Annotated in this window: 18 protein-coding genes and 1 tRNA gene; 14 read left to right on the top strand and 5 right to left on the bottom strand. The window is 67.5% G+C overall.

Annotated elements, in window-relative coordinates; translation table 11 throughout:
- Positions 1-175: 175 nt before the first annotated feature.
- The 10 genes from rsmB to CFB50_RS17310 all read left to right on the top strand — a co-directional run bounded on the left by rsmB (position 176) and on the right by CFB50_RS17310 (position 9,527).
- The gene (gene rsmB, locus CFB50_RS17355) at positions 176-1,567 is read left to right on the top strand and encodes a 16S rRNA (cytosine(967)-C(5))-methyltransferase RsmB (protein WP_089446640.1); all 1,392 of its coding nucleotides are present in this window, start codon (positions 176-178) and stop codon (positions 1,565-1,567) included.
- Complete coding sequence (locus CFB50_RS17350; RefSeq protein WP_089446639.1) at positions 1,564-2,154, top strand: DUF4390 domain-containing protein; 591 nt, start codon at positions 1,564-1,566, stop codon at positions 2,152-2,154. The genes rsmB and CFB50_RS17350 overlap by 4 nt, the downstream gene beginning before the upstream one ends.
- Entirely contained in the window at positions 2,144-4,558 is a 2,415-nt protein-coding gene (gene esaS, locus CFB50_RS17345; protein WP_089446638.1) for a sensor histidine kinase EsaS, read from the top strand. The genes CFB50_RS17350 and esaS overlap by 11 nt, the downstream gene beginning before the upstream one ends.
- Complete coding sequence (esaR, locus tag CFB50_RS17340) at positions 4,559-5,260, top strand: response regulator transcription factor EsaR (RefSeq protein ID WP_021163978.1); 702 nt, start codon at positions 4,559-4,561, stop codon at positions 5,258-5,260.
- A gap of 61 nt (positions 5,261-5,321) precedes the next feature.
- A tRNA-Phe gene (locus CFB50_RS17335) sits at positions 5,322-5,397 on the top strand.
- A gap of 348 nt (positions 5,398-5,745) precedes the next feature.
- On the top strand, positions 5,746-6,480 hold the full coding sequence (gene queC / locus CFB50_RS17330) for a 7-cyano-7-deazaguanine synthase QueC (RefSeq protein ID WP_014895698.1): 735 nt from the start codon (positions 5,746-5,748) through the stop codon (positions 6,478-6,480).
- 75 nt (positions 6,481-6,555) lie between these two features.
- Entirely contained in the window at positions 6,556-7,188 is a 633-nt protein-coding gene (queE, locus tag CFB50_RS17325; protein ID WP_011353564.1) for a 7-carboxy-7-deazaguanine synthase, read from the top strand.
- Between the two features lie 18 nt (positions 7,189-7,206).
- Positions 7,207-7,659, top strand: coding sequence for a 6-carboxytetrahydropterin synthase QueD (queD, locus tag CFB50_RS17320; RefSeq protein ID WP_011353563.1), 453 nt, complete (start codon positions 7,207-7,209; stop codon positions 7,657-7,659).
- A gap of 309 nt (positions 7,660-7,968) precedes the next feature.
- Positions 7,969-8,754 carry an HpcH/HpaI aldolase family protein gene (locus CFB50_RS17315; protein ID WP_089446637.1) on the top strand — a complete coding sequence of 262 codons (786 nt, stop codon included), beginning with the start codon at positions 7,969-7,971 and terminating at the stop codon, positions 8,752-8,754.
- Positions 8,751-9,527, top strand: a complete 777-nt coding sequence (locus CFB50_RS17310) for a tetratricopeptide repeat protein (protein WP_089446636.1) — start codon at positions 8,751-8,753, stop codon at positions 9,525-9,527. The genes CFB50_RS17315 and CFB50_RS17310 overlap by 4 nt, the downstream gene beginning before the upstream one ends.
- Before the next feature lie 105 nt (positions 9,528-9,632).
- On the opposite strand, the gene rodA is transcribed toward CFB50_RS17310, so the two are convergent.
- The 5 genes from rodA to CFB50_RS17285 form a co-directional block, all read right to left on the bottom strand.
- Positions 9,633-10,781 carry a rod shape-determining protein RodA gene (gene rodA, locus CFB50_RS17305; protein WP_039353786.1) on the bottom strand — a complete coding sequence of 383 codons (1,149 nt, stop codon included), beginning with the start codon at positions 10,779-10,781 and terminating at the stop codon, positions 9,633-9,635.
- Between the two features lie 11 nt (positions 10,782-10,792).
- A complete protein-coding gene (gene mrdA / locus CFB50_RS17300) occupies positions 10,793-13,078 on the bottom strand; it encodes a penicillin-binding protein 2 (protein ID WP_089446635.1) in 2,286 nt (761 codons plus the stop codon).
- Between the two features lie 114 nt (positions 13,079-13,192).
- Complete coding sequence (gene mreD / locus CFB50_RS17295) at positions 13,193-13,705, bottom strand: rod shape-determining protein MreD (RefSeq protein WP_009687274.1); 513 nt, start codon at positions 13,703-13,705, stop codon at positions 13,193-13,195.
- Positions 13,702-14,769 (bottom strand): rod shape-determining protein MreC, encoded by a 1,068-nt coding sequence (gene mreC, locus CFB50_RS17290; RefSeq protein WP_089446634.1) that lies wholly within the window; start codon positions 14,767-14,769, stop codon positions 13,702-13,704. The genes mreD and mreC overlap by 4 nt, the downstream gene beginning before the upstream one ends.
- A 125-nt stretch (positions 14,770-14,894) precedes the next feature.
- Positions 14,895-15,938 (bottom strand): rod shape-determining protein, encoded by a 1,044-nt coding sequence (locus tag CFB50_RS17285; RefSeq protein ID WP_004189550.1) that lies wholly within the window; start codon positions 15,936-15,938, stop codon positions 14,895-14,897.
- A gap of 367 nt (positions 15,939-16,305) precedes the next feature.
- Between CFB50_RS17285 and gatC the strand changes: the two genes are divergently transcribed.
- From gatC to CFB50_RS17265, 4 genes are all read left to right on the top strand, one after another.
- Complete coding sequence (gene gatC / locus CFB50_RS17280; RefSeq protein ID WP_039353798.1) at positions 16,306-16,605, top strand: Asp-tRNA(Asn)/Glu-tRNA(Gln) amidotransferase subunit GatC; 300 nt, start codon at positions 16,306-16,308, stop codon at positions 16,603-16,605.
- A 66-nt stretch (positions 16,606-16,671) separates the two neighbouring features.
- The gene (gene gatA, locus CFB50_RS17275; protein ID WP_069249143.1) at positions 16,672-18,162 is read left to right on the top strand and encodes an Asp-tRNA(Asn)/Glu-tRNA(Gln) amidotransferase subunit GatA; all 1,491 of its coding nucleotides are present in this window, start codon (positions 16,672-16,674) and stop codon (positions 18,160-18,162) included.
- 4 nt (positions 18,163-18,166) lie between these two features.
- Positions 18,167-19,642, top strand: a complete 1,476-nt coding sequence (gene gatB, locus CFB50_RS17270; protein ID WP_089446633.1) for an Asp-tRNA(Asn)/Glu-tRNA(Gln) amidotransferase subunit GatB — start codon at positions 18,167-18,169, stop codon at positions 19,640-19,642.
- A 119-nt stretch (positions 19,643-19,761) separates the two neighbouring features.
- Positions 19,762-20,601, top strand: a complete 840-nt coding sequence (locus CFB50_RS17265; protein ID WP_089446632.1) for a polyphosphate kinase 2 family protein — start codon at positions 19,762-19,764, stop codon at positions 20,599-20,601.
- Positions 20,602-20,608 lie beyond the last annotated feature (7 nt).

The raw sequence follows: 20,608 nt of genomic DNA, 5'->3' as shown, positions 1-20,608 counted from the left end.
TTCGCGCTGCGGGGTGTTTCATTTGCGCGTGCCGTAAAGGGGCCAAAGGGCCTGCAGCATCGCACGCTACAATGCCCGGTTTGGGATTGCAGGGCCCACGGGCGCCGCGACCCCGCCGTTTGCCGCATTTGCTTGCTGTGCCCGTTTGCCGCGCTTGTTTGCCGAATTTGCTCCGATGACACGAACCCGTTCTACCGCTCCGTCTTCTTCCGGCCGCCCGGCGCGCCTGTCCACGCTGCATCTCGCGCCCGATTCGCTCGGCTTCGCCCTCGACGCGGCCGCGCAGGCGGTCGATGCGGTGCGGCGCGGCACCGCGCTGCCGGCGGCGCTGTCGGCGGTATTCGCGCAAATGCCGTCCGGTGCGCAGGCGCTCGCGCGCGGAGCGACGCAGGACGTTGCCTACCGGACGATGCGCCGCCTCGGCAGCGCGGACTGGCTGATCGGCCGGCTCATCAGCAAGGCGCCGCCCGCCTACGTGCACGCGGTGCTCGCCGGTGCGTTCGCGCTGCTGCTCGACGCGGCGGACGAGGCCGCGTATCCGGCGTTCACGGTGGTCGACCAGGCCGTGACCGTGATCGGCGCACGCCGCGAATGCGCGTTCGCGAAGGGGATGGTCAACGCGGTGCTGCGCCGTTTCCTGCGCGAGCGCGACGTACTCGTCGCGGCGCTGCAGGACGATGTCGTCGCGCGCTGGAACTACCGCGCGTGGTGGGTCGATTCGGTGCAGCGCGCCTGGCCCGACGCATGGCAGGCGATCCTCGCGGCCGGCGAGCGGCAAGGGCCGCTGACGCTGCGCGTGAACGCGCGCCGCGCGAGCGTCGACGCGTATCTCGATACGCTGCGCGAGAACGGGATCGAAGCGACCGCGATCGGCCGGCATGCAGTGCGGCTCGCGTCGGCGCTGCCGGTCGATCGCATTCCGGGGTTTGCCGACGGCGTCGTGTCGGTGCAGGACGCCGGCGCGCAGCTCGCAGCCGAATGGCTCGGTGCGCGCGACGGCATGCGCGTGCTCGACGCATGCGCGGCGCCCGGCGGCAAGACCGGCCATATTCTCGAACTGGCCGATGCGGACGTCGTCGCGCTGGAAAGCGACGCCGCGCGCGCGGCACGGATCGGCGAGAACCTCGTGCGGCTGTCGCTCGAAGCGGACGTGCGTGTCGGCGATGCGGGTGCCCCCGACGCGTGGTACGACGGGCGCCCATTCGACCGCATCCTTGCCGACGTGCCGTGCTCGGCGTCCGGCATCGTGCGCCGGCACCCCGACATTCGCTGGCTGCGCCGCGAGGCCGACATCCCGGCGCTCGTCGCGGAGCAGCGCCGCATCCTGGTGGCGTTGTGGCCGCTCGTGAAGCCGGGCGGCGAACTGCTTTACGTGACCTGTTCGGTCTTCCCCGAGGAAGGCGAATTGCAGGCCCGCTGGTTTGAAGCGGCTTGTGAAGATGCGGTACGATTGGACGCCCCCGGCCAGCTGCTGCCGGGCGGAGTGCAGGGAGGGGCGGCCGCCGGCGCACTCGACCAGAACACCGATCACGACGGATTTTTCTACGCGCGGTTTCAGAAACGGTGACGATCAAACACCTTTTTCCACTTCGGCTCGCGGCCGTCCTGATGGTCGTGTTGACGCTGTGCCTGGCTGTCGTCCGGCCGGCGCACGCCGAGTCGATCGCCGTGCAGCGCGCGTCGCTCCAGTCTGACGGAAGCGGCTGGGCGCTCGACGCACGCTTCGATTTCGAGCTGAACCCGAACCTCGAGGATGCCGTCAACAAGGGCATTCCGCTTTATTTCACGACCGACTTCGAGTTGAGCCGTGCACGCTGGTACTGGTTCGACGAGCAGCCGGTGGCGGTCACGCAGACGATCCGCCTGTCGTTCCAGCCGCTCACGCGCGAGTACCGCGTGTCGACGGGCGGCTTGCAGCTCGGCTTCCCGTCGCTGAAGGATGCGCTCGCGGTGGTCCGCCACATCACGTCGTGGCACGTGATCGACCGCAACCAGGTGCGCGCGGGTGAAACCTACATGGCATCGGTGCGGATGCAGCTCGATACGGCGCTGATGCCGAAGCCGTTCCAGGTCGATGCCGTGAACAACCGCGACTGGACGCTCGGGTCGGACTGGAAGCGCTTCAACTTCACGGTGACCGAACGTGCTAAATAAAGTGCGCCGCGCGGCCAGCGGGAAGAGCCTCCTCATCCGCGTGATCGTCTCGACGGTCGCGCTGACCGCGCTGCTGCTGCTCGTGCTGCTCGCGGCCGCGAGCGCGAACACCGAATTCTTCGACCGCTACTACTCGTGGCTGTACGCGACGAACATCGTCGTCGCGCTCGTGTTCCTGCTCGTGGTGCTCGGGCTGATCGGGATGATCGTCGTGCGCCTGAGGAAGGGCAAGTTCGGCACGCGGCTGCTCGCGAAGCTCGCGGTGTTCTTCGCGCTCGTCGGCGTGGTGCCGGGCGGGATCATCTACATCGTCTCGTACCAGTTCGTGTCGCGCAGTATCGAGTCGTGGTTCGACGTGAACGTCGAGACGGCGCTGACGGCCGGCCTGAACCTCGGCCGCGGGATGCTCGATGCTTCGCTGTCCGATCTGCAGACGAAGGCGCGGCTGATGTCCGACCAGCTCGCGAGCGTCGATGCGAACACGAACGGCACGACGCTCACGCTGCTGCGCTTGCGCGACCAGTTCGGCGTGCAGGATGCGACGATCGTCGAGCCGAGCCGCGGCGGTTCGGGTGCGGCGCCCGACCTGCACATCGTCGCGCAGGCGTCGGGCAATTTCGCGGCACTGATTCCGGACGACCTGCCGACGCCGCTGATGCTGAACCAGGCGCGCGAACACGGCGCGTACGCGGCGATCGAGGGTGAAGTCGACGGCGACCCGCGCGCGCATGGCGCGAAGGGCGCGCTGCGGTTGCGCGTCGTGCGGCCGATTCCCGATGCGTCGACGTCGCTGCTGCAGCCGGCGGAACGCTTCCTGCAGCTCACGCAGCCGGTGCCGCCGACGCTTGCCCACAACGCGGACGCCGTGCAGCGCGCGTATCGCGAGTACCAGGAAAAGTCGCTCGGCCGCACGGGGCTGCGCAAGATGTACATCGGCACGCTCACGCTTGCGCTGTTCCTCGCGACCTTCATCGCGATGATGCTCGCGCTCGCGCTCGGCCAGCAGCTCGCGCGGCCGCTGTTCCTGCTCGCGCAGGGCACGAAGGAGGTCACGGAAGGCGACTACACGCCGAAGCGCGAGATCAAGACGCGCGACGAACTCGGCTTCCTCACGCAGTCGTTCAATGCGATGACGCGTCAGTTGTCCGAGGCGCGGCTCGCGGTCGAGAAGAACCGCGTCGCGCTCGAGCATTCGAAGACGTATCTCGAGAGCATCCTCGCGAACCTGACGGCCGGCGTGTTCGTGCTCGACCGCCAGTTCCGGCTGACGACGGCCAATCGCGGCGCCGAGCGGATCTTCCGGCAGCCGTTCAACACGCTGATCGGCACGACGCTCGACCGGATCGGCGTGGCCGCCGGGTTCGGCGCGATGGTGCGCAAGGCGTTCGCCGATCGCGAGGCGGCATCCGACGGCGGCAGCGGCGATCGCGGCCACTGGCAGCAGCAGTTCGCGATCGAGGTGCCGGGCGAAGCCGATCCGCTGACCTTGCTCGTGCGCGGCACGCGCCTCGTGTCGACGGTCGAGGGGCAGGCCGACGATCCGCAGACGTCCGGTTACGTCGTCGTGTTCGACGACATCTCCGACGTGATTTCCGCGCAGCGTTCGGTCGCGTGGGGCGAGGTCGCACGCCGGCTCGCGCACGAGATCAAGAATCCGCTGACGCCGATTCAGCTGTCGGCGGAGCGGCTGCAGATGAAGCTCTCCGACAAGCTCGCACCGCCCGATGCCGATGTGCTCAAGCGCGGCGCGACGATGATCGTCAATCAGGTCGCCGCGATGAAGCGGATGGTCGACGATTTTCGCGAATACGCGCGCACGCCGCCGGCGGTGCTCTCGAACCTGCAGTTGAACGAACTGGCGAGCGAGGTGCTCGGGCTGTATGGTGTGGGCGAAGGCAAGAGCGCGATCGTCGCCGAGCTCGCGCCGTCGCTGCCGGTGATACGCGGTGACGCGACGCAACTGCGCCAGGTGATACACAACCTGCTGCAGAATGCGCAGGATTCGGTCGCGGAGTCGCCGCATCCGCGTGTGTTGATCGAAACCAAGACAGTAGAATATGGCGATCCCGACGCCGAGGGCAAAACGCGCGTCGCGGTACGTCTTACCGTGTCCGACAACGGGCCCGGTTTTCCGGCGCGCATCCTGACCCGCGCGTTCGAGCCTTATGTGACGACGAAGGCGAAGGGCACGGGTCTGGGGTTGGCCACGGTCAAGAAGATCGTCGATGAGCACGGTGCGCGGATCGATCTGCGCAATCGCATGCACGGCGAGACCGTCGAGGGTGCGCAGGTGTCGATCCTGTTCCTGCAGATGGCGAGCGATGCGCCAGGCGCCGAATCGGGCGTGCAGGACGGGGCGGCCCCCGCCAAGACAAAAGCAAGTGAGCAGACAAAGGCAGCGTAAATGGCAACCATCCTGGTGGTAGATGATGAAATGGGCATCCGGGAATTGCTCTCGGAGATCCTCAGCGATGAAGGACACGTCGTCGAGGCGGCGGAGAACGCGCAGGCCGCGCGGGAATACCGGTTGAATCAGGCGCCCGATCTCGTGCTGCTCGATATCTGGATGCCCGATACCGACGGCGTGACGTTGCTCAAGGAGTGGGCGGCGCAGGGGCTGCTGACGATGCCCGTGATCATGATGTCCGGGCACGCGACGATCGATACGGCCGTCGAGGCGACGAAGATCGGCGCGCTCGATTTCCTCGAGAAACCCATCGCGCTGCAGAAGCTGCTGAAGTCCGTCGAGCACGGTCTCGCACGCGGTGCGGCGCCGGTGTCCGCGAACGCGGCGGCGAAGGCCGGTGCGGGGCAGGCGGCGGGGCCCGCGGCGGTTGCGTCCGCGGCCGCGCTGCCGACGCTCGGCGACGACATGGCCTCGGCACTCGGCCTCGCGGGCCAGACGGCCGCGATCCCGTTCGACATCCCGTTGCGCGAAGCGCGCGACGCGTTCGAGCGCGCGTACTTCGAATATCACCTCGCGCGCGAAAACGGCAGCATGACGCGCGTCGCGGAGAAGACGGGCCTCGAGCGCACGCACTTGTATCGCAAGCTCAAGCAGCTCGGCGTCGAGCTCGGCAAGAAGCCGTCCGAAGGCGCCGTATAAAATATTTCGTGAAAGTACTTGATCAAGTAACGAAGGGTGGATATACTTTCTCTTCTTCGTTGGCCCGGTAGCTCAGTTGGTAGAGCAGCGGATTGAAAATCCGCGTGTCGTTGGTTCGATTCCGACCCAGGCCACCAGAATTAAAACCCCAAGAATCGGAAGGTTCTTGGGGTTTTTCGTTTGTGGTGGGGTTTGCGTGATGCATGGCGTGCCCGGCAGTGTTCGTGAGGGCATGATAAAATCCGTGTCCGCTCAATAACTTAGCGTATCGCTTCATGCGCACGGCAGGCCGCCAGCGTGGCGCCGCCGTGGCGCGCGGCAACGAAGCCGCGCGATGGGCGGTATAAGCGCTCCGCCGCGTTCGCGGCCGATTGCGCTGCCTATACTGGTCGAGCCGGCCCAGGCCGGCACGCGTCGGGCCGCCCGGCGGCAGCCGGCCCCGGGGCGCAGCGCGACGCGAGCCTACACATTCACGGAGTATCACGGTGATTCGGACAGACGCTAAAGACGGCGCGCTCGTGTTGTTTTCCGGCGGGCAGGACTCGGCCACGTGCGTGGCATGGGCTCTCGAACGCTACCAGACGGTCGAGACGCTCGGCTTCGATTACGGCCAGCGCCACCGCGTCGAGCTCGAATGTCGCGAAGGCGTGCGCGAAGCGCTGAAGCGTGACTTTCCCGCCTGGTCGGACCGGCTCGGCGACGATCACATGATCGACCTGTCGGTGCTCGGTGCGATCAGCGATACCGCGATGACGCGCACGATCGAGATCGAGACGGCGGCGAACGGCCTGCCCAACACGTTCGTGCCGGGCCGCAACCTGATGTTCATGACGATCGCCGCGGCGATCGCCTATCGCCGCGGGCTGCGCGTGCTGGTCGGCGGGATGTGCGAGACGGATTTCTCGGGCTATCCCGACTGCCGCGACGACACGATGAAGGCGCTGCAGGTCGCGCTGAACCTCGGGATGGATACCCGCATCGTGCTCGAGACGCCGCTGATGTGGCTCGACAAGGCGCAAACCTGGCAGCTCGCCGAACAGCTCGGTGGCGAAGCGCTCGTCGAACTGATCCGCGTCGAGACGCACACGTGCTACGTGGGCGAGCGCGCGGAACTGCACGACTGGGGCTTCGGCTGCGGCGAATGCCCGGCCTGCAAGCTGCGCAAGCGCGGTTACGAGGCGTACCTGAAGGGCGAGCGGGTGACCGAAGCGCCGCTGTGATGCAGCAGCAACGGCAGCGCCTGGTGATTAACGGATTCTGATCGACAGCGAGCGGCGCGAGCCGGACGAAGGACGATGACTTACGCGGTCAAGGAAATTTTCTACACGTTGCAGGGCGAGGGCGCGAACGCGGGCCGGCCGGCCGTGTTCTGCCGGTTCGCCGGCTGCAACCTGTGGTCGGGCCGCGAAGAGGATCGTGCGGAGGCCGTGTGCCGCTTCTGCGATACCGACTTCGTCGGCACCGACGGCGAGAACGGCGGCAAGTTCAAGGATGCCGAAGCACTCGTCGCGACGATCGCCGGCCTGTGGCCGGAGGGCGAGGCGCACCGCTTCGTCGTCTGCACGGGCGGCGAGCCGATGCTGCAGCTCGACCAGCCGCTCGTCGACGCGCTGCACGCGGCCGGCTTCGAGATCGCGATCGAGACCAACGGCTCGCTGCCGGTGCTCGAATCGATCGACTGGATCTGCGTGAGCCCGAAGGCCGACGCGCCGCTCGTCGTCACGAAGGGCAACGAGCTGAAGGTCGTGATCCCGCAGGACAACCAGCGGCTGGCCGACTACGCGAAGCTCGACTTCGAGTATTACCTCGTCCAGCCGATGGACGGCCCGTCGCGCGACCTCAATACGAAGCTCGCGATCGACTGGTGCAAGCGTCATCCGCAGTGGCGGCTGTCGATGCAGACCCATAAATATCTGAACATTCCCTGAGCCCCGGCTTTTGACATCGTGCTGATTACCCGAAAACTCGAATTCGACGCGGGCCACCGCATTCCCGACCACCGCAGCCAGTGCCGGAACCTGCATGGCCATCGCTACGTGCTCGAAGTCACGCTGCGCGGCGATCTCGTCGATACCGAGGGGGCGCCCGACCGCGGCATGGTGATGGATTTCGCCGACGTGAAGGCGCTCGCGATGGAGCACCTGGTCGGCAAGTGGGACCACGCGTTCCTGGTCTATGCGCGCGACGACGTCGTGCGCTCGTTCCTCGAGCAGATGGCCGACCACAAGACGGTCGTGATCGACCGGATTCCGACCGTCGAGAACCTCGCGGCGATCGCGTTCGACATCCTCGCGAACGTGTACGACGCGCACTACGGCGTGAACCTGCGGCTCGAGCGCGTGCGCCTGTACGAAACGCCGAACTGCTGGGCCGACGTCGAGCGCCAGCCCGGCCGCTAATCCCGCCTTCCCGGCAGCCCCGCCAGCCGGCGCGGGCTGCCTGACGCCGCACCCCGCGGCCTCGTCCCGCCTCGCTCCCCGTCCGTTCCCACATTCCGCGTAACGCCGCGCTATGATCGTTGCGTGGCGCCGAAAAACGCTGCCGTGCGCGAGTCGTGCGGCCGGCGCTGTCAGATCGGCCGCCCACGGCCGACCAACGTTCCAGGGCCCGGTCCTGGCGCCGCCGTGCATCGCTGCCCGGCATGTCGCGCTCCGCTTTGCCCGTTGCTTGTCCCGTTCGATTGCCGTTCCGTCCAGGAGGCCGTATCGATGAGCACGCTCACCAATTCCCTCAAACAACGCCTGCGCGACGGCGACGAGCCGCTGTACGGTCTGTGGCTGTCGCTCGGCAGCGACTCGGCCGCGGAAGCGCTCGCGCATGCCGGCTACGACTGGCTCTGCATCGACATGGAGCACGCACCGAACGACAGCCGCGATGTTGCATCGCAGCTGCGCGCGATTGCCGCCGCCCATCTGCCGAGCGAGCCCGTCGTGCGCGTGCCGGCGCGTGAGCCGTGGCTCGTGAAGCGCGCGCTCGATGCGGGCGCGCGCACGCTGATGTTTCCCTGCATCGAGACGCTCGACGACGCCGCGCACGCGGTGCGGCTCACGCGCTATCCGTCGCCCGAATCGCCGGACGGGCTGCGCGGCGTCGCGGGCATGGTGCGCGCGGCGGCGTTCGGCATGCGTCGCGACTACGTGCAGACGGCGAATGCGCAGGTCGCGGTGATCGTGCAGATCGAATCGGCGCGCGGCGTCGATGAAGTCGAGCGAATTGCGGCGCTGCCCGGCATCGATTGCCTGTTCGTCGGCCCGGCCGATCTTGCGGCGAGCCTCGGGCACCTTGGCGACATCCGTCACCCGGACGTCGAAACCGCGATGGCGCGCGTGCTCGCGGCCGGCCGGCAGGCCGGCGTCGCGGTCGGGATCTTCGCGGGTGATACGGCGGCCGCGCGCCAGTATCGCGCGGCCGGCTACCGGATGATCACGGTGTCGGCCGACGTCAGCTGGTTGTTGCGCGCCACGCGGCAGGCGCTGCAGGAGGTGCGGTCATGAACGGTGGCGATGGCGCGTGCCGTGGGCGCGCGCAGGGTGGGATCGGGAGGCGCGGGCAGGTCGGCGCGGTGCTCGGCCTGTGGGTCGCGTGGATCGCGGCCGCCGCCCAGGGCGCGCCGCAAGCGAAGCCCGATCCGTCGCGCGAGACGCAGTCGGCGGTCGCCGACTACAACGCCGGCGACTATCGTGCGGCGCTGGTGCAGTTCCACGACGCGGCCGAGCGCGGCGACCGTCTCGCGCAATTCAACTACGCGATGATGCTGCTGACGGGCGAAGGCGTGACCGCGAACGTCGACGAAGGGTTGCGCTGGCTGAAGCGCGCGGCCGACGCGAACATGTCGCATGCGCAGTACGTGTACGGCCGGATGTTCGACGACGGCGAGTTCGTCGCGCGCGATCCGGCCGAAGCGCACCGCTGGTTCCTGCGGGCGGCGAAGCAGGGGCACGTGCAGGCCGAGCTGTCGCTCGCGAACCAGTTCCTCGACGGGCGCGGCACGCCACGCGACAACCGGCAGGCGTTCACGTGGTACAAGCAGGCCGCGGACGCGGGCGAGCCGACCGCGCAGTACGTGACCGCGTCGTTCTACGAGCGCGGTGGCGACGGCGTCGCGCAGAACCTCAACATCGCGCGGGCGTATTACGCGGCGGCGGCCGCACAGGGCGACGAGACGGCCGGGCTGAAATTCAAGGAGCTGAGCGCGCGGCTGAAGGCGCAGGGGCCGGCATCGGGCGCCGGCGCGGAGCCGGGCGGGGCGCACGCGCCGCCGCCGTGAGCGGGGGCGCGCGCCGCGCGGCACTGCGTGGCCGCGCTTGTCATCCGCAGTCGAAAAAAACGGCGCCGAAGCGCCGTTTTTCTTTATGCGGTGCGTGCCGCGCGGTCAACTCTTCATCAACCGCCGCTGCCGCCCGACGCTCATGATCATCCCGATCGCGATACCGAGCGTCGTGAGCGCGGTGCCGCCGTAACTCATGAACGGCAGCGGCACGCCGACGACCGGCAGCACGCCGCTCACCATCCCGATGTTGACGAACGCATAGACGAAGAACGCGAGCGTGAGCGAGCCCGCAAGCAGGCGGCCGAACAACGTCGCGCCCTGCGCGGCGATATAGAGCCCGCGTGCGATCAGCGCCATGTACAGCGTCAGCAGCACGAGCCCGCCGACGAGCCCCCATTCCTCGGAGAACACCGCGAAGATGAAGTCGGTGTGCTTCTCCGGAATGAATTCGAGGTGCGCCTGCGTGCCTTTCAGGTAGCCCTTGCCGAGCACGCCGCCCGAGCCGATCGCGATCACGGCCTGGATCGTGTGGAAGCCCTTGCCGAGCGGGTCGGAAGTCGGGTCGAGCAGCGTACACACGCGGTGCTTCTGGTAATCGTGCATCAGCGGCCACTGCACTTCGGGCTGGCAGATGCGCTCTTCGAACACGGCGATCGAGCCGACCGCGATCACGCCCGCGACGAGCACCGGCACGATCAGCTTGAACGACAGGCCGGCGAGGTAGATCACGAAGAAGCCGGCCGCGAACACGAGCAGGCCGGTGCCGAGGTCGGGCTGCTTCGCGATCAACCCGACCGGTACCAGCAGGATCCCGAACGCGGCGATGAAGTCGTACCAGCGCAGCCCGCCTTCACGGCGCTGGTAGTACCACGCGAGCATCAGCGGTGTCGCGATCTTGAGGATTTCCGACGGCTGGATCACGACGCCGACGTTCAGCCAGCGCTTCGCGCCCTTCTTGGTCATCCCGAACAGCGCGACCGCGACCAATAGCGCGACCCCGAACGTGTAGAGCGGGACCGCGAAGCGCATCAGCGTCGTGGGCGGGATGTTGGCGATCACCCACATCAGCACGAACGTCAGCAGGATGTTGCGCAGCTGGTCCTCGACGCGGCCCGGCATGTCGATCGCCGCGCTGTACAGCGTGACGATGCCGACGCACAGCAGCAGGAACACGATGAGGGCGAGCGGGCGGTCGAAGCCCGCGAACATCTGCTTGATCTTGTCGAGCCAGGCGCGCTTGTCGAATTGCATGCCTTTCTCCGTTAATGAGCGGTGCCGGCGTCCGCCGCCTTCGCGGGGGCCGTTGCACGGTGATTGTCGTCGCGCGGCGTGGCGACGAGCGGCTGCGCATCGCTGGCGGGCCGGCGCGGCCGGTGCGGGCGCCGGATCGGCGGCAGGCTCGCGGCCCTCGGCGCCGCGGCGCTGGCGCTGGCGGGCAGGGCGGCGCTCGCGGCGGCGGCAGCCGACGCTTCGGAGGCCGCCGCGGCCGATGCCGCTTCCGCCGCGCTGGCCGCGCTCGGCACGACTGGCTGCGGCAGCGCGGTGAAGCCGGCCGCGACGGCAGCAGGCTTGTTTGCGTCGCCGATCACCGGTGCGTTGATGGGTTCGGTCGCCGACGCCGCGGCAGCCACGGCCGCGGCCTCGTTCTGCGGGTTCTGGCGGTCGACGAGGTAGAAGTCGAGCACGCGGCGCGCGATCGGGCCGGCGGCCTGCGCACCCCAGCCACCGTTCTCGACGACCAGCGCGACGGCGATCTGCGGATGGTCGACCGGCGCGTACGCGATGAACAGCGCGTGGTCCCGCAGGTGCTCGGCGAGCAGGTGGCCCTTGTAGTTGGAGCCTTGCAGCGAGAACACCTGCGCGGTACCGGTCTTGCCGGCGGCGAGGTACGGCGCGCCGCGGAACACCTTGTACGCGGTGCCGGACGGGTTCTCGATCACGTTCTCCATCCCGCGCTTCACGACGTCGATGTCGGCCTGCTTGAGCGGGATCGTTTCGCTTTCCTTCGGCACGGTCAGGCGGCGCCCGCGCGTGATCGGATCCTCGACTTCCTTCACGAGGTGAGGCTTCATCACGACGCCGTTGTTCGCGAGCGTCGCGGTCGCGTGCGCGAGCTGCAGGATCGTGAACGAGTTGTAGCCCTGGCCGATCCCGAGGCTGATCGTCTCGCCGTCGAACCACTTCTGCTGCGCGGCCTTCTTGAACGCCTTCTTCTTCCAGTCGGTCGACGGCAGGATCCCGCGCGCCTCGCCCTGGATGTCGATCCCGGTGATCTGGCCGAAGCCGAACGGCTTCATGAAGTTCGCGATCGAGTTCACGCCGAGGTCGCGCGCGAGCATGTAGAAGTAGGTGTCGTTCGACACCATGATCGCCTTGTTCATGTCGACCCAGCCCTGGCCCGAGCGCACGTCGTTGCGGAACGTGTGGCCGCCGAACGTGAAGTAACCGGGATCCTGGAAGCCCCAGCCCGGCGTGCGCTTGCCGAGCGTCAGGCCGGCGAGCGCCATGAACGGCTTGTACGTCGAGCCGGGCGGGTAGGTGCCGTGCAGCGGGCGGTTCAAGAGCGGCTTGTCGGTCGAGTTGTTCAGCTCGTCCCAGGTCTGCTGGTCGATGCCGTCGACGAACGAGTTCGGGTCGAAGCTCGGCGACGACACGAACGCGAGCACGTCGCCCGTCTTCGGCTCGATCGCGACCAGCGCGCCGCGCTTGCCGGCGAACGCCTGCTCGGCCACCTGCTGCAGCCCGATGTCGAGCGACAGCACGAGGTTGTTGCCGGGCGTCGCCTGCGTGCGCGACAGCGTGCGCACCGGCCGGCCGCCGGCCGTCACCTCGACTTCCTCGAAGCCCGTCAGCCCGTGCAGCTCGGTCTCGTAGCTCTGCTCGACACCGATCTTGCCGATGTAGTCGGTGCCCTTGTAGTTGTTCGCGTCGCGGCGCGGATCGTAGTTTTCCTGATCGCTGTCGTTGTCGTCGCTCATCGCGTCGATGCGATCCTGGTCGCGCTTCGAGATCCGGCCGATGTAGCCGATCACGTGCGCGGCCGTCGTGCCGAGCGGATATTGCCGGAACAGCCGTGCGCGCACGTCGACGCCGGGGAAGCGGAAGCGCTGCGCGGTGAAGCGCGCGACTTCGGCGTCGGTGAGGCGCGTGCGGATCGGCAGGCTCTCGAAGTTCTTCGAGTCTTCCTGCAGCTTCTTGAAGCGGCGGCGGTCGCGCGCGTCGATCGGGATGATCTCGGACAGCTTGTCGATCGTGTTGTCGAGCGTGTCGTCGAGCTTCGACGGCGTGATCTCGAGCGTATAGGCCGAATAGTTCTTCGCGAGGATCACGCCGTTGCGGTCGGTGATGATCCCGCGGTTCGGCACGATCGGCGCGACGGAGATGCGGTTTTCCTCGGCCTGCAGCGCGTATTTGCCGTGCTGCATCAGCTGCAGGTAGAAGAAGCGGCTTGCGAGCAGCCCGAAGCAGACGAACACGAACACGCCCGCCGCCGCGACGCGCAGGCGGAACTTCGAGAGCTGCTGTTGGGTGTCGTTGAATTCGGTCATGCGGCTAGGGTCTGTCTGGCCCGCGCACGGCGTGCGGGTGCGGGCGAGGTGCCGCCCCGGAACGCGGCGCGCGGCGGGCGTGGAGGCGGCAGGTATTCAAGGCGGGCCCCTGGCTCAGATGGGGCGCGTATCGTCCGGATCGACCGGGCGGCGTTGCGGCATCAGCAGCAGGTGGCTCGCGATCGGCCACAGCGCGGCTTCGACGAAGCCGTCGACCAGGTAGCGCCAGCCCGGGAACGCGGCGCCCATCACGAGGCGGATCACGAACGGGACGAGCTGCGCGACGACCAGGAGCGGCGTGACGTACAGCACCTGCACGCCGATCGGCATCCACAGCACGCGGCGGTGGATCGTGATCGCGCCGTACGACAGCAGCGTATAGGCGAGCGCATGCTCGCCGAGCAGGCCCGCGTCATGCACGTCCATCAGGATGCCGAGCGCGAACGCGACGCCCATCCCGACCTTGCGCGGCTGGTGGATGTTCCAGAACAGCAGCACGAGCGCGACGAAGTCGGGCACGCCGGGCAGGCGGCCCCACGGCATCAGGTTCAGCAGGAACGCGGCGGCGAGGCTGAAGACGATGAAGTACGGATTGACCGGCTGCAGGATGTATTGCGGGCGATTCATCGCTGGGCTCCTGATTGCCCGGCCGCGGGCTTCGCGGGCGCGGCGGCGGGCTTGGCCGGAGCGGCCGGTGCCGCAGGCGCGGGCTTCGCGCCGGGCTGGGCCGCGGCGGCCGGCTTCGCATTCGCATCAGCCTTGTCGGCCTTCTCGCCCTTCGCGGCGGCTTTCGCGCCTTTCTTGCCCTTCGCGTTCTTGTCGGCGGCCGGATCGGGCTCGGCCGGGCGCGGCGGGATGTCGTTCTGGTAATGCAGCACGAGCATCTGGCGCGCGCCGCGCACGGCGGCGACCGGCGCGCAGGTCACGCGCGCGAACGCCGTATCGGCGAGCTTGTCGACGCGCACGACCTTCGCGACCGGCAGGCCGGGCGGATAGACGCCGTCGAGGCCGCTCGTGACGAGCTCGTCGCCGACGACGAGATCCGCGCTGGTCGGCACGAAGCGCAAATCGAGCGAATCGCCCTTCGGCGTGCCGTAGATCACGCTGCGCAGGCCGGTGCGCAGCACCTGCACGGGAATCGCGAGATCGCGGTCGGTGACCAGCGTGACTTCGGACTGCAGCGGGAACACGCGCGTGACCTGGCCGACCACGCCGTTCTCGCTGACGACGGGCGCGCCGTTCTGGATACCTTGCTGCGAGCCCTGGCCGATCACGATCTTCTGCGTGAACGGATCGCTCGTGTCGTACTGGATCTCGGCCGGCGTCGACTGCGTCGCGATGTGCTGGCGCAGCTCGAGCACGGCGCGCAGGTGCGCGTTCTCCTGCGTGAGCACGGCGGCCTGGTTGGCTTGCGTGGACAGCTGCAGGTTGAGTTTGCGGAGGTCGTCGTTCTCGTGGCGCAGCGACGCACCGGTGACGGCGATGTCGGCCGCGCCCATGAACAGGTCGCGCGGCACGAGCGCGGCGCGCTGCAGCGGATAGAGCACGGTGCCGAGCACGCCGCGGACGATTTCGAGCGTGCTGAAGCGCGCGTCCGAGACGAGGAGCGCGATGGCGAGGGCAACGAAGAAGATGAGCCGCGCGAGCGCGGGCGGACCTTGCTTGAAGAGGGGCGGCGGACTGTATTCCATGGTCGGCGCCGGGCGCGAATGATCGGTTAAATGATGCTCAGACGCGCAAACGGCGCGGCGGTTCGTTCTAAACGAGCGAGCCGGCCACGCCGCGGTTGCGTCATGTCAGGGAACTGCCTGGACGATCACTCGTACGAGAAGATGCTGCCCAGCTTGTCCATGCGCTCGAGCGCCATGCCCGAACCGCGCACGACGCAGGTGAGCGGATCTTCCGCGACGAGCACCGGCAGGCCGGTTTCTTCCGCCAGCAGGCGATCGAGGTCGCGCAGCAGCGCGCCGCCGCCCGTCAGCATCATCCCGCGTTCGGCGATGTCGGCGCCGAGTTCCGGCGGCGTCTGTTCGAGCGCGATCTTCACCGACGACACGATCTGGTTCAGCGGATCGGTCAGCGCTTCGAGGATTTCGTTGCTGGAGATCGTGAAGCTGCGCGGAATGCCTTCCGACAGGTTGCGGCCCTTCACTTCCATTTCCTTGACTTCGGAGCCCGGGAACGCGGAGCCGATTTCCTTCTTGATCGCCTCGGCGGTCTGTTCGCCGATCAGCATCCCGTAGTTGCGGCGGATGTAGTTGACGATCGCCTCGTCGAACTTGTCGCCGCCGACGCGCACCGAACCCTTGTACACGATGCCGCCGAGCGAGATCACGCCGACTTCCGTCGTGCCGCCGCCGATGTCGACGACCATCGAGCCGGTGGCTTCCGACACCGGCAGGCCCGCGCCGATCGCAGCAGCCATCGGCTCTTCGATCAGGTAGACCTGCGATGCGCCGGCGCCGTGCGCGGCTTCCTTGATCGCGCGGCGCTCGACCTGGGTCGAGCCGCACGGCACGCAGATGATGATGCGCGGCGAAGGCGAGAACATGCGCGACTCGTGGGCCGTCTTGATGAACTGCTTGATCATCTGCTCGGTGACGGTGAAGTCGGCGATCACGCCGTCCTTCATCGGGCGGATCGCCTCGATGTTGCCCGGCACCTTGCCGAGCATCTGCTTGGCTTCCTTACCGACTGCCTGGATGGTCTTCTTGCCGTTGGGGCCGCCTTCCTGGCGGATCGACACGACGGACGGCTCATCGAGCACGATGCCCTTGCCGCGCATGTAGATCAGGGTGTTTGCGGTGCCGAGGTCGATCGCGAGATCGTTGGAGAAGTAGCTGCGCAAAAAACCGAACATTCAGAATCCTGTTTCGCTCTGGGCCGGCCCTGCATAGCGAGCGCTGAGGGCGGCAGCGGAAAAAATAACAGCCTCGGGAAGCGTGGCGGAAGCGGCCGCCGCGGCGCACGAAGCTGCGAGTGATGTCTACCGGGGATCGCACGATGCACGCACGGCCTGCCGAAGCGGGGCGAAACGGTGCGGGAAAAGGCTGCCGGGTTTGGGTCGAACGCGTAATGATACCTTATAATTTCACGGTATTTGAATCGAAACGGGCGGTATTTTTGCCGCTTCGGCCCCGATTTTTGAGGGTGGGATCGCACCCTCCAACCCCCCGCCGCAGTGCTGCTTTTGATGCGCTGCGCAGCCTTGTTTTTCCGGTGATCGCATGGCCCTGACCCTGACCGATGTGAAACGCATCGCGCACCTGGCGCGACTCGAAATGGCCGACGCCGACGCCGAGCACATGCTCGGCCAGCTCAATGAACTCTTCGGCCTCGTCGAGCAGATGCAGGCGGTCGATACCGCCGGCATCGCGCCGCTCGCCCACCCGATCGAACAGATCCAGGAAGTCGCGCAGCGCCTGCGTGACGACGCCGTGACGGAGGTCGTCAATCGCGACGACAACCAGCGTCCGGCGCCGGCCGTCCAGGACGGCCTCTATCTCGTGCCGAAGGTGATCGAGTAAGCATTCGATGACAAGCGCGCCGCCTCTGCGCCGCGCGCCACCCAGAATTCCCAGGAAAACCACTCAATGCACGCAAAAAGCCTGACCGAACTGCGCGCCGCGCTCGCCGCCAAGGAATGCTCGGCCGTCGAGCTCGCGCAGCTCTACCTGAAACGGATCGAAGCCGCGCGCGACCTGAACGCGTTCGTCCACGTCGACACCGATCTCACCCTCGCGCAGGCCAAGGCCGCCGATGCCGAGCTCGCGCGCGGCGCGGGCGGCGCGCTCACCGGCCTGCCGATCGCGCACAAGGATGTCTTCGTCACGCGCGGCTGGCACTCGACCGCCGGCTCGAAGATGCTCGCGAACTACGAGAGCCCGTTCGACGCGACCGTCGTCGCCCGCCTGCAGGCGGCCGGCATGGTCACGCTCGGCAAGACCAACATGGACGAGTTCGCGATGGGCTCGTCGAACGAGAATTCGGCGTTCGGTGCGGTGAAGAACCCGTGGGACACGAACGCGGTGCCGGGCGGCAGCTCGGGCGGCAGCTCGGCAGCGGTGGCCGCGCGCCTCGCGCCGGCCGCGACCGGCACCGACACCGGCGGCTCGATCCGCCAGCCCGCGTCGTTCGCGGGCGTGACGGGCATCAAGCCGACCTACGGCCGCGTGTCGCGCTACGGGATGATCGCGTTCGCGTCGTCGCTCGACCAGGGCGGCCCGATGGCGCAGAGCGCGTCCGACTGCGCGCTGCTGCTGAATGCGATGGCCGGCTTCGACGAGCGCGACTCGACGAGCCTCGAGCGCGACGACGAAGATTTCACGCGCCACCTCGGCCAGCCGTGGGCAGCCGGCAACGATGCGGGCAAGCCGCTCGCGGGCCTGCGCATCGGCCTGCCGAACGAGTATTTCGGCGACGGCCTCGCCGACGACGTGCGCGCGGCGATCGACGCGGCGCTGAAGCAATATGAAGCGCTCGGCGCGACGCTCGTGCCCGTGTCGCTGCCGAAGACGGAACTGTCGATTCCCGTGTACTACGTGATCGCGCCGGCTGAAGCCTCGTCGAACCTGTCGCGTTTCGACGGCGTGCGCTTCGGCCACCGCGCCGCGCAGTACGGCGACCTGCTCGACATGTACAAGAAGTCGCGCGCGGAAGGCTTCGGCCCCGAGGTGAAGCGCCGGATCCTGGTCGGTGCGTACGTGCTGTCGCACGGCTACTACGACGCGTACTACCTGCAGGCGCAGAAGATCCGCCGCATCATCGCGAACGATTTCCAGGAAGCGTTCAAGTCCTGCGACGTGATCATGGGCCCGGCGTCGCCGACGGTCGCATGGGATCTCGGCTCGAAGGGCGACGATCCGGTGCAGATGTATCTCGCGGATATCTACACGCTGTCGGTGAGCCTCGCCGGCCTGCCCGGCATGAGCGTGCCGTGCGGCTTCGGCGCGGGCGCGAATGCGAAGCGCCCGGTCGGCCTGCAGATCATCGGCAACTATTTCAACGAAGCCCGGATGCTGCAGGTCGCCGACGCGTTCCAGCGCGCGACCGACTGGCACAAGCAAGTTCCGGCAGGGGTGTAAGCATATGGCTACTCAATGGGAAGTCGTCATCGGTCTCGAGACGCACGCGCAACTGTCGACCGTCTCGAAGATTTTCTCGGGCGCGTCGACGCAGTTCGGCGCCGAGCCGAACACGCAGGCCTGCCCGGTCGACCTGGCGCTGCCGGGCGTGCTGCCGGTGCTGAACCGCGGCGCGGTCGAACGCGCGATCCGCTTCGGCCTCGCGATCGGCTCGACCATCGCGCCGCGCAGCATCTTCGCGCGCAAGAATTATTTCTACCCCGACCTGCCGAAGGGCTATCAGATCAGCCAGTACGAGATTCCGGTCGTGCAGGGCGGCCAGATCACGATCCAGGTGCCCGCCAACGAAAAGGCCGGCAAGCAAGCGTACGAGAAGACGGTCAACCTGACCCGCGCGCACCTCGAGGAAGATGCGGGCAAGTCGCTGCATGAAGACTTCGCCGGGATGACGGGGATCGACCTGAACCGCGCGGGCACGCCGCTGCTCGAGATCGTCACCGAGCCGGAAATGCGCAGCGCGGCCGAGGCCGTGGCCTACGCGAAGGCACTGCATGGGCTCGTCGTGTGGCTCGGCATCTGCGACGGCAACATGCAGGAAGGCTCGTTCCGCTGCGATGCGAACGTGTCGGTGCGCCCGGTCGGCCAGGAGAAGTTCGGCACGCGCGCGGAAATCAAGAACCTGAACTCGTTCCGGTTCCTCGAGGAAGCGATCAATTTCGAAGTGCGTCGCCAGATCGAGCTGATCGAGGACGGCGGCGAAGTCGTGCAGGAAACGCGCCTCTACGATCCGGACAAGCGCGAGACGCGTTCGATGCGCAGCAAGGAAGACGCGCACGACTACCGTTACTTCCCCGACCCCGACCTGATGCCGCTCGTGATCGGCCAGGACTGGATCGAGCGCGTGCAGTCCGGGATGCCCGAGCTGCCTGCCGCGATGCAGCAGCGCTTCGCCGACGAATACGGCGTGTCCGCGTACGACGCGGGCGTGCTGACGTCGAGCAAGGCGATGGCCGCGTACTTCGAAGCCGTGGTCGCGAAGGCCGGCACCGCGAACGCGAAGATCGCCGCGAACTGGCTGATGGGCGACGTGTCGTCGCAGCTGAACCGAGACGGCATCGAAATCGACGCGATTCCGGTCTCGGCCGCGCAGCTCGCGCTCGTGCTGCAGCGCATCGCGGATGGCACGATCTCGAACAAGATCGCGAAGGAAATCTTCGCGACGATCTGGGACGAGAAGGCGACCGACGAAGGCGCGGCCGACCGCATCATCGACGCGAAGGGGCTCAAGCAGATCTCCGACACCGGCGCGCTGGAAGCGATCATCGACGAAGTGCTCGCGGCGAACGCGAAGTCGGTCGAGGAATTCCGCGCGGGCAAGGAAAAGGCGTTCAACGCGCTGATCGGCCAGGCGATGAAGGCGACGAAGGGCAAGGCCAATCCGCAGCAGGTCAACGAACTGCTGAAGAAGAAGCTCGGCTGAGCATGACCGCGCGCCTGAACCGCGCTTGACGACGGGCCGCCCCGAACCGGATCGGGGCGGCCCGTTGCGTTTTGGTGGATGCGTTATCGTATGCACCACAGCGTCCAACGGAGGAACGAATGGCGAAACAACCGTCGCTCGACGATTTCCGCGTGCCTTACAGCACGCGCGAGAAGGAAGCCGCCGCATTCAAGCTCGATGCGTTCGACCCGGCCGCGAAGCCGTTTTCGTCCGGATCGAAAGAAGCGGACCGCGAACGGCTGTCGGTCGTGTCGACCGAGCTCGACGTGCAGCAGGAGCGCCTGCACACGCAGCAGAAGAAGCGTGTGCTGCTCGTGCTGCAGGGGATGGACACCAGCGGCAAGGACGGCACCGTGCGCGCGGTGTTCCGCGAGGTCGATCCGCTCGGCCTGCGCGTCGTGTCGTTCAAGGCGCCCACGCCGATCGAGGCCGCGCATGACTTCCTGTGGCGCGTGCATGCGCAGGTGCCGGCCGCGGGCGAGCTCGCGATCTTCAACCGCAGCCACTACGAAGACGTGCTCGTGCCGCGCGTGCTCGACCTGATCGACGCGAAGGAATGCGAGCGCCGCTACCGGCAGATCCGCGATTTCGAGACGATGCTGGTCGAGAACGGCACGACGATCATCAAGTGCTTCCTGCACATCTCGAAGGACGAGCAGCGCGCGCGGCTGCAGGCGCGCATCGACGATCCGACCAAGCACTGGAAGTTCGACATCTCCGATCTCGACGCGCGCAAGCACTGGGACGCGTACCAGTCCGCCTACCGTGACGCGCTCGCCGCGACGTCCGCCGAGCATGCGCCGTGGTACGTGATCCCGGCGAACTCGAAGACGCACCGCAACGTGATGATCGCCGAGCTGCTGCTGCGCACGATGACCGACATGAAGCTGGAATTCCCGCCGCCGAAGCCCGAGCTCGAAGGCGTGAAGATCCGCTAAGCTGCCC

It is taken from the genome of Burkholderia sp. AU33423 (genome assembly GCF_002223135.1).
GTDB lineage: Bacteria > Pseudomonadota > Gammaproteobacteria > Burkholderiales > Burkholderiaceae > Burkholderia > Burkholderia lata_D.
This window is presented reverse-complemented; position numbering and strand designations above follow the sequence as displayed.

What these genes read in the sequence shown, in the direction of transcription:
- gatA (WP_069249143.1), top strand. Translation starts at nt 16,672, where the DNA reads ATGCACGCAAAAAGCCTGACCGAACTGCGCGCCGCGCTCGCCGCCAAG.
- rodA (WP_039353786.1), bottom strand. Translation starts at nt 10,781, where the DNA reads ATGCAATTCGACAAGCGCGCCTGGCTCGACAAGATCAAGCAGATGTTC.
- gatC (WP_039353798.1), top strand. Translation starts at nt 16,306, where the DNA reads ATGGCCCTGACCCTGACCGATGTGAAACGCATCGCGCACCTGGCGCGA.
- CFB50_RS17285 (WP_004189550.1), bottom strand. Translation starts at nt 15,938, where the DNA reads ATGTTCGGTTTTTTGCGCAGCTACTTCTCCAACGATCTCGCGATCGAC.
- CFB50_RS17265 (WP_089446632.1), top strand. Translation starts at nt 19,762, where the DNA reads ATGGCGAAACAACCGTCGCTCGACGATTTCCGCGTGCCTTACAGCACG.
- rsmB (WP_089446640.1), top strand. Translation starts at nt 176, where the DNA reads ATGACACGAACCCGTTCTACCGCTCCGTCTTCTTCCGGCCGCCCGGCG.
- mrdA (WP_089446635.1), bottom strand. Translation starts at nt 13,078, where the DNA reads ATGACCGAATTCAACGACACCCAACAGCAGCTCTCGAAGTTCCGCCTG.
- esaR (WP_021163978.1), top strand. Translation starts at nt 4,559, where the DNA reads ATGGCAACCATCCTGGTGGTAGATGATGAAATGGGCATCCGGGAATTG.
- mreD (WP_009687274.1), bottom strand. Translation starts at nt 13,705, where the DNA reads ATGAATCGCCCGCAATACATCCTGCAGCCGGTCAATCCGTACTTCATC.
- CFB50_RS17315 (WP_089446637.1), top strand. Translation starts at nt 7,969, where the DNA reads ATGAGCACGCTCACCAATTCCCTCAAACAACGCCTGCGCGACGGCGAC.
- mreC (WP_089446634.1), bottom strand. Translation starts at nt 14,769, where the DNA reads ATGGAATACAGTCCGCCGCCCCTCTTCAAGCAAGGTCCGCCCGCGCTC.
- queE (WP_011353564.1), top strand. Translation starts at nt 6,556, where the DNA reads ATGACTTACGCGGTCAAGGAAATTTTCTACACGTTGCAGGGCGAGGGC.
- CFB50_RS17310 (WP_089446636.1), top strand. Translation starts at nt 8,751, where the DNA reads ATGAACGGTGGCGATGGCGCGTGCCGTGGGCGCGCGCAGGGTGGGATC.
- gatB (WP_089446633.1), top strand. Translation starts at nt 18,167, where the DNA reads ATGGCTACTCAATGGGAAGTCGTCATCGGTCTCGAGACGCACGCGCAA.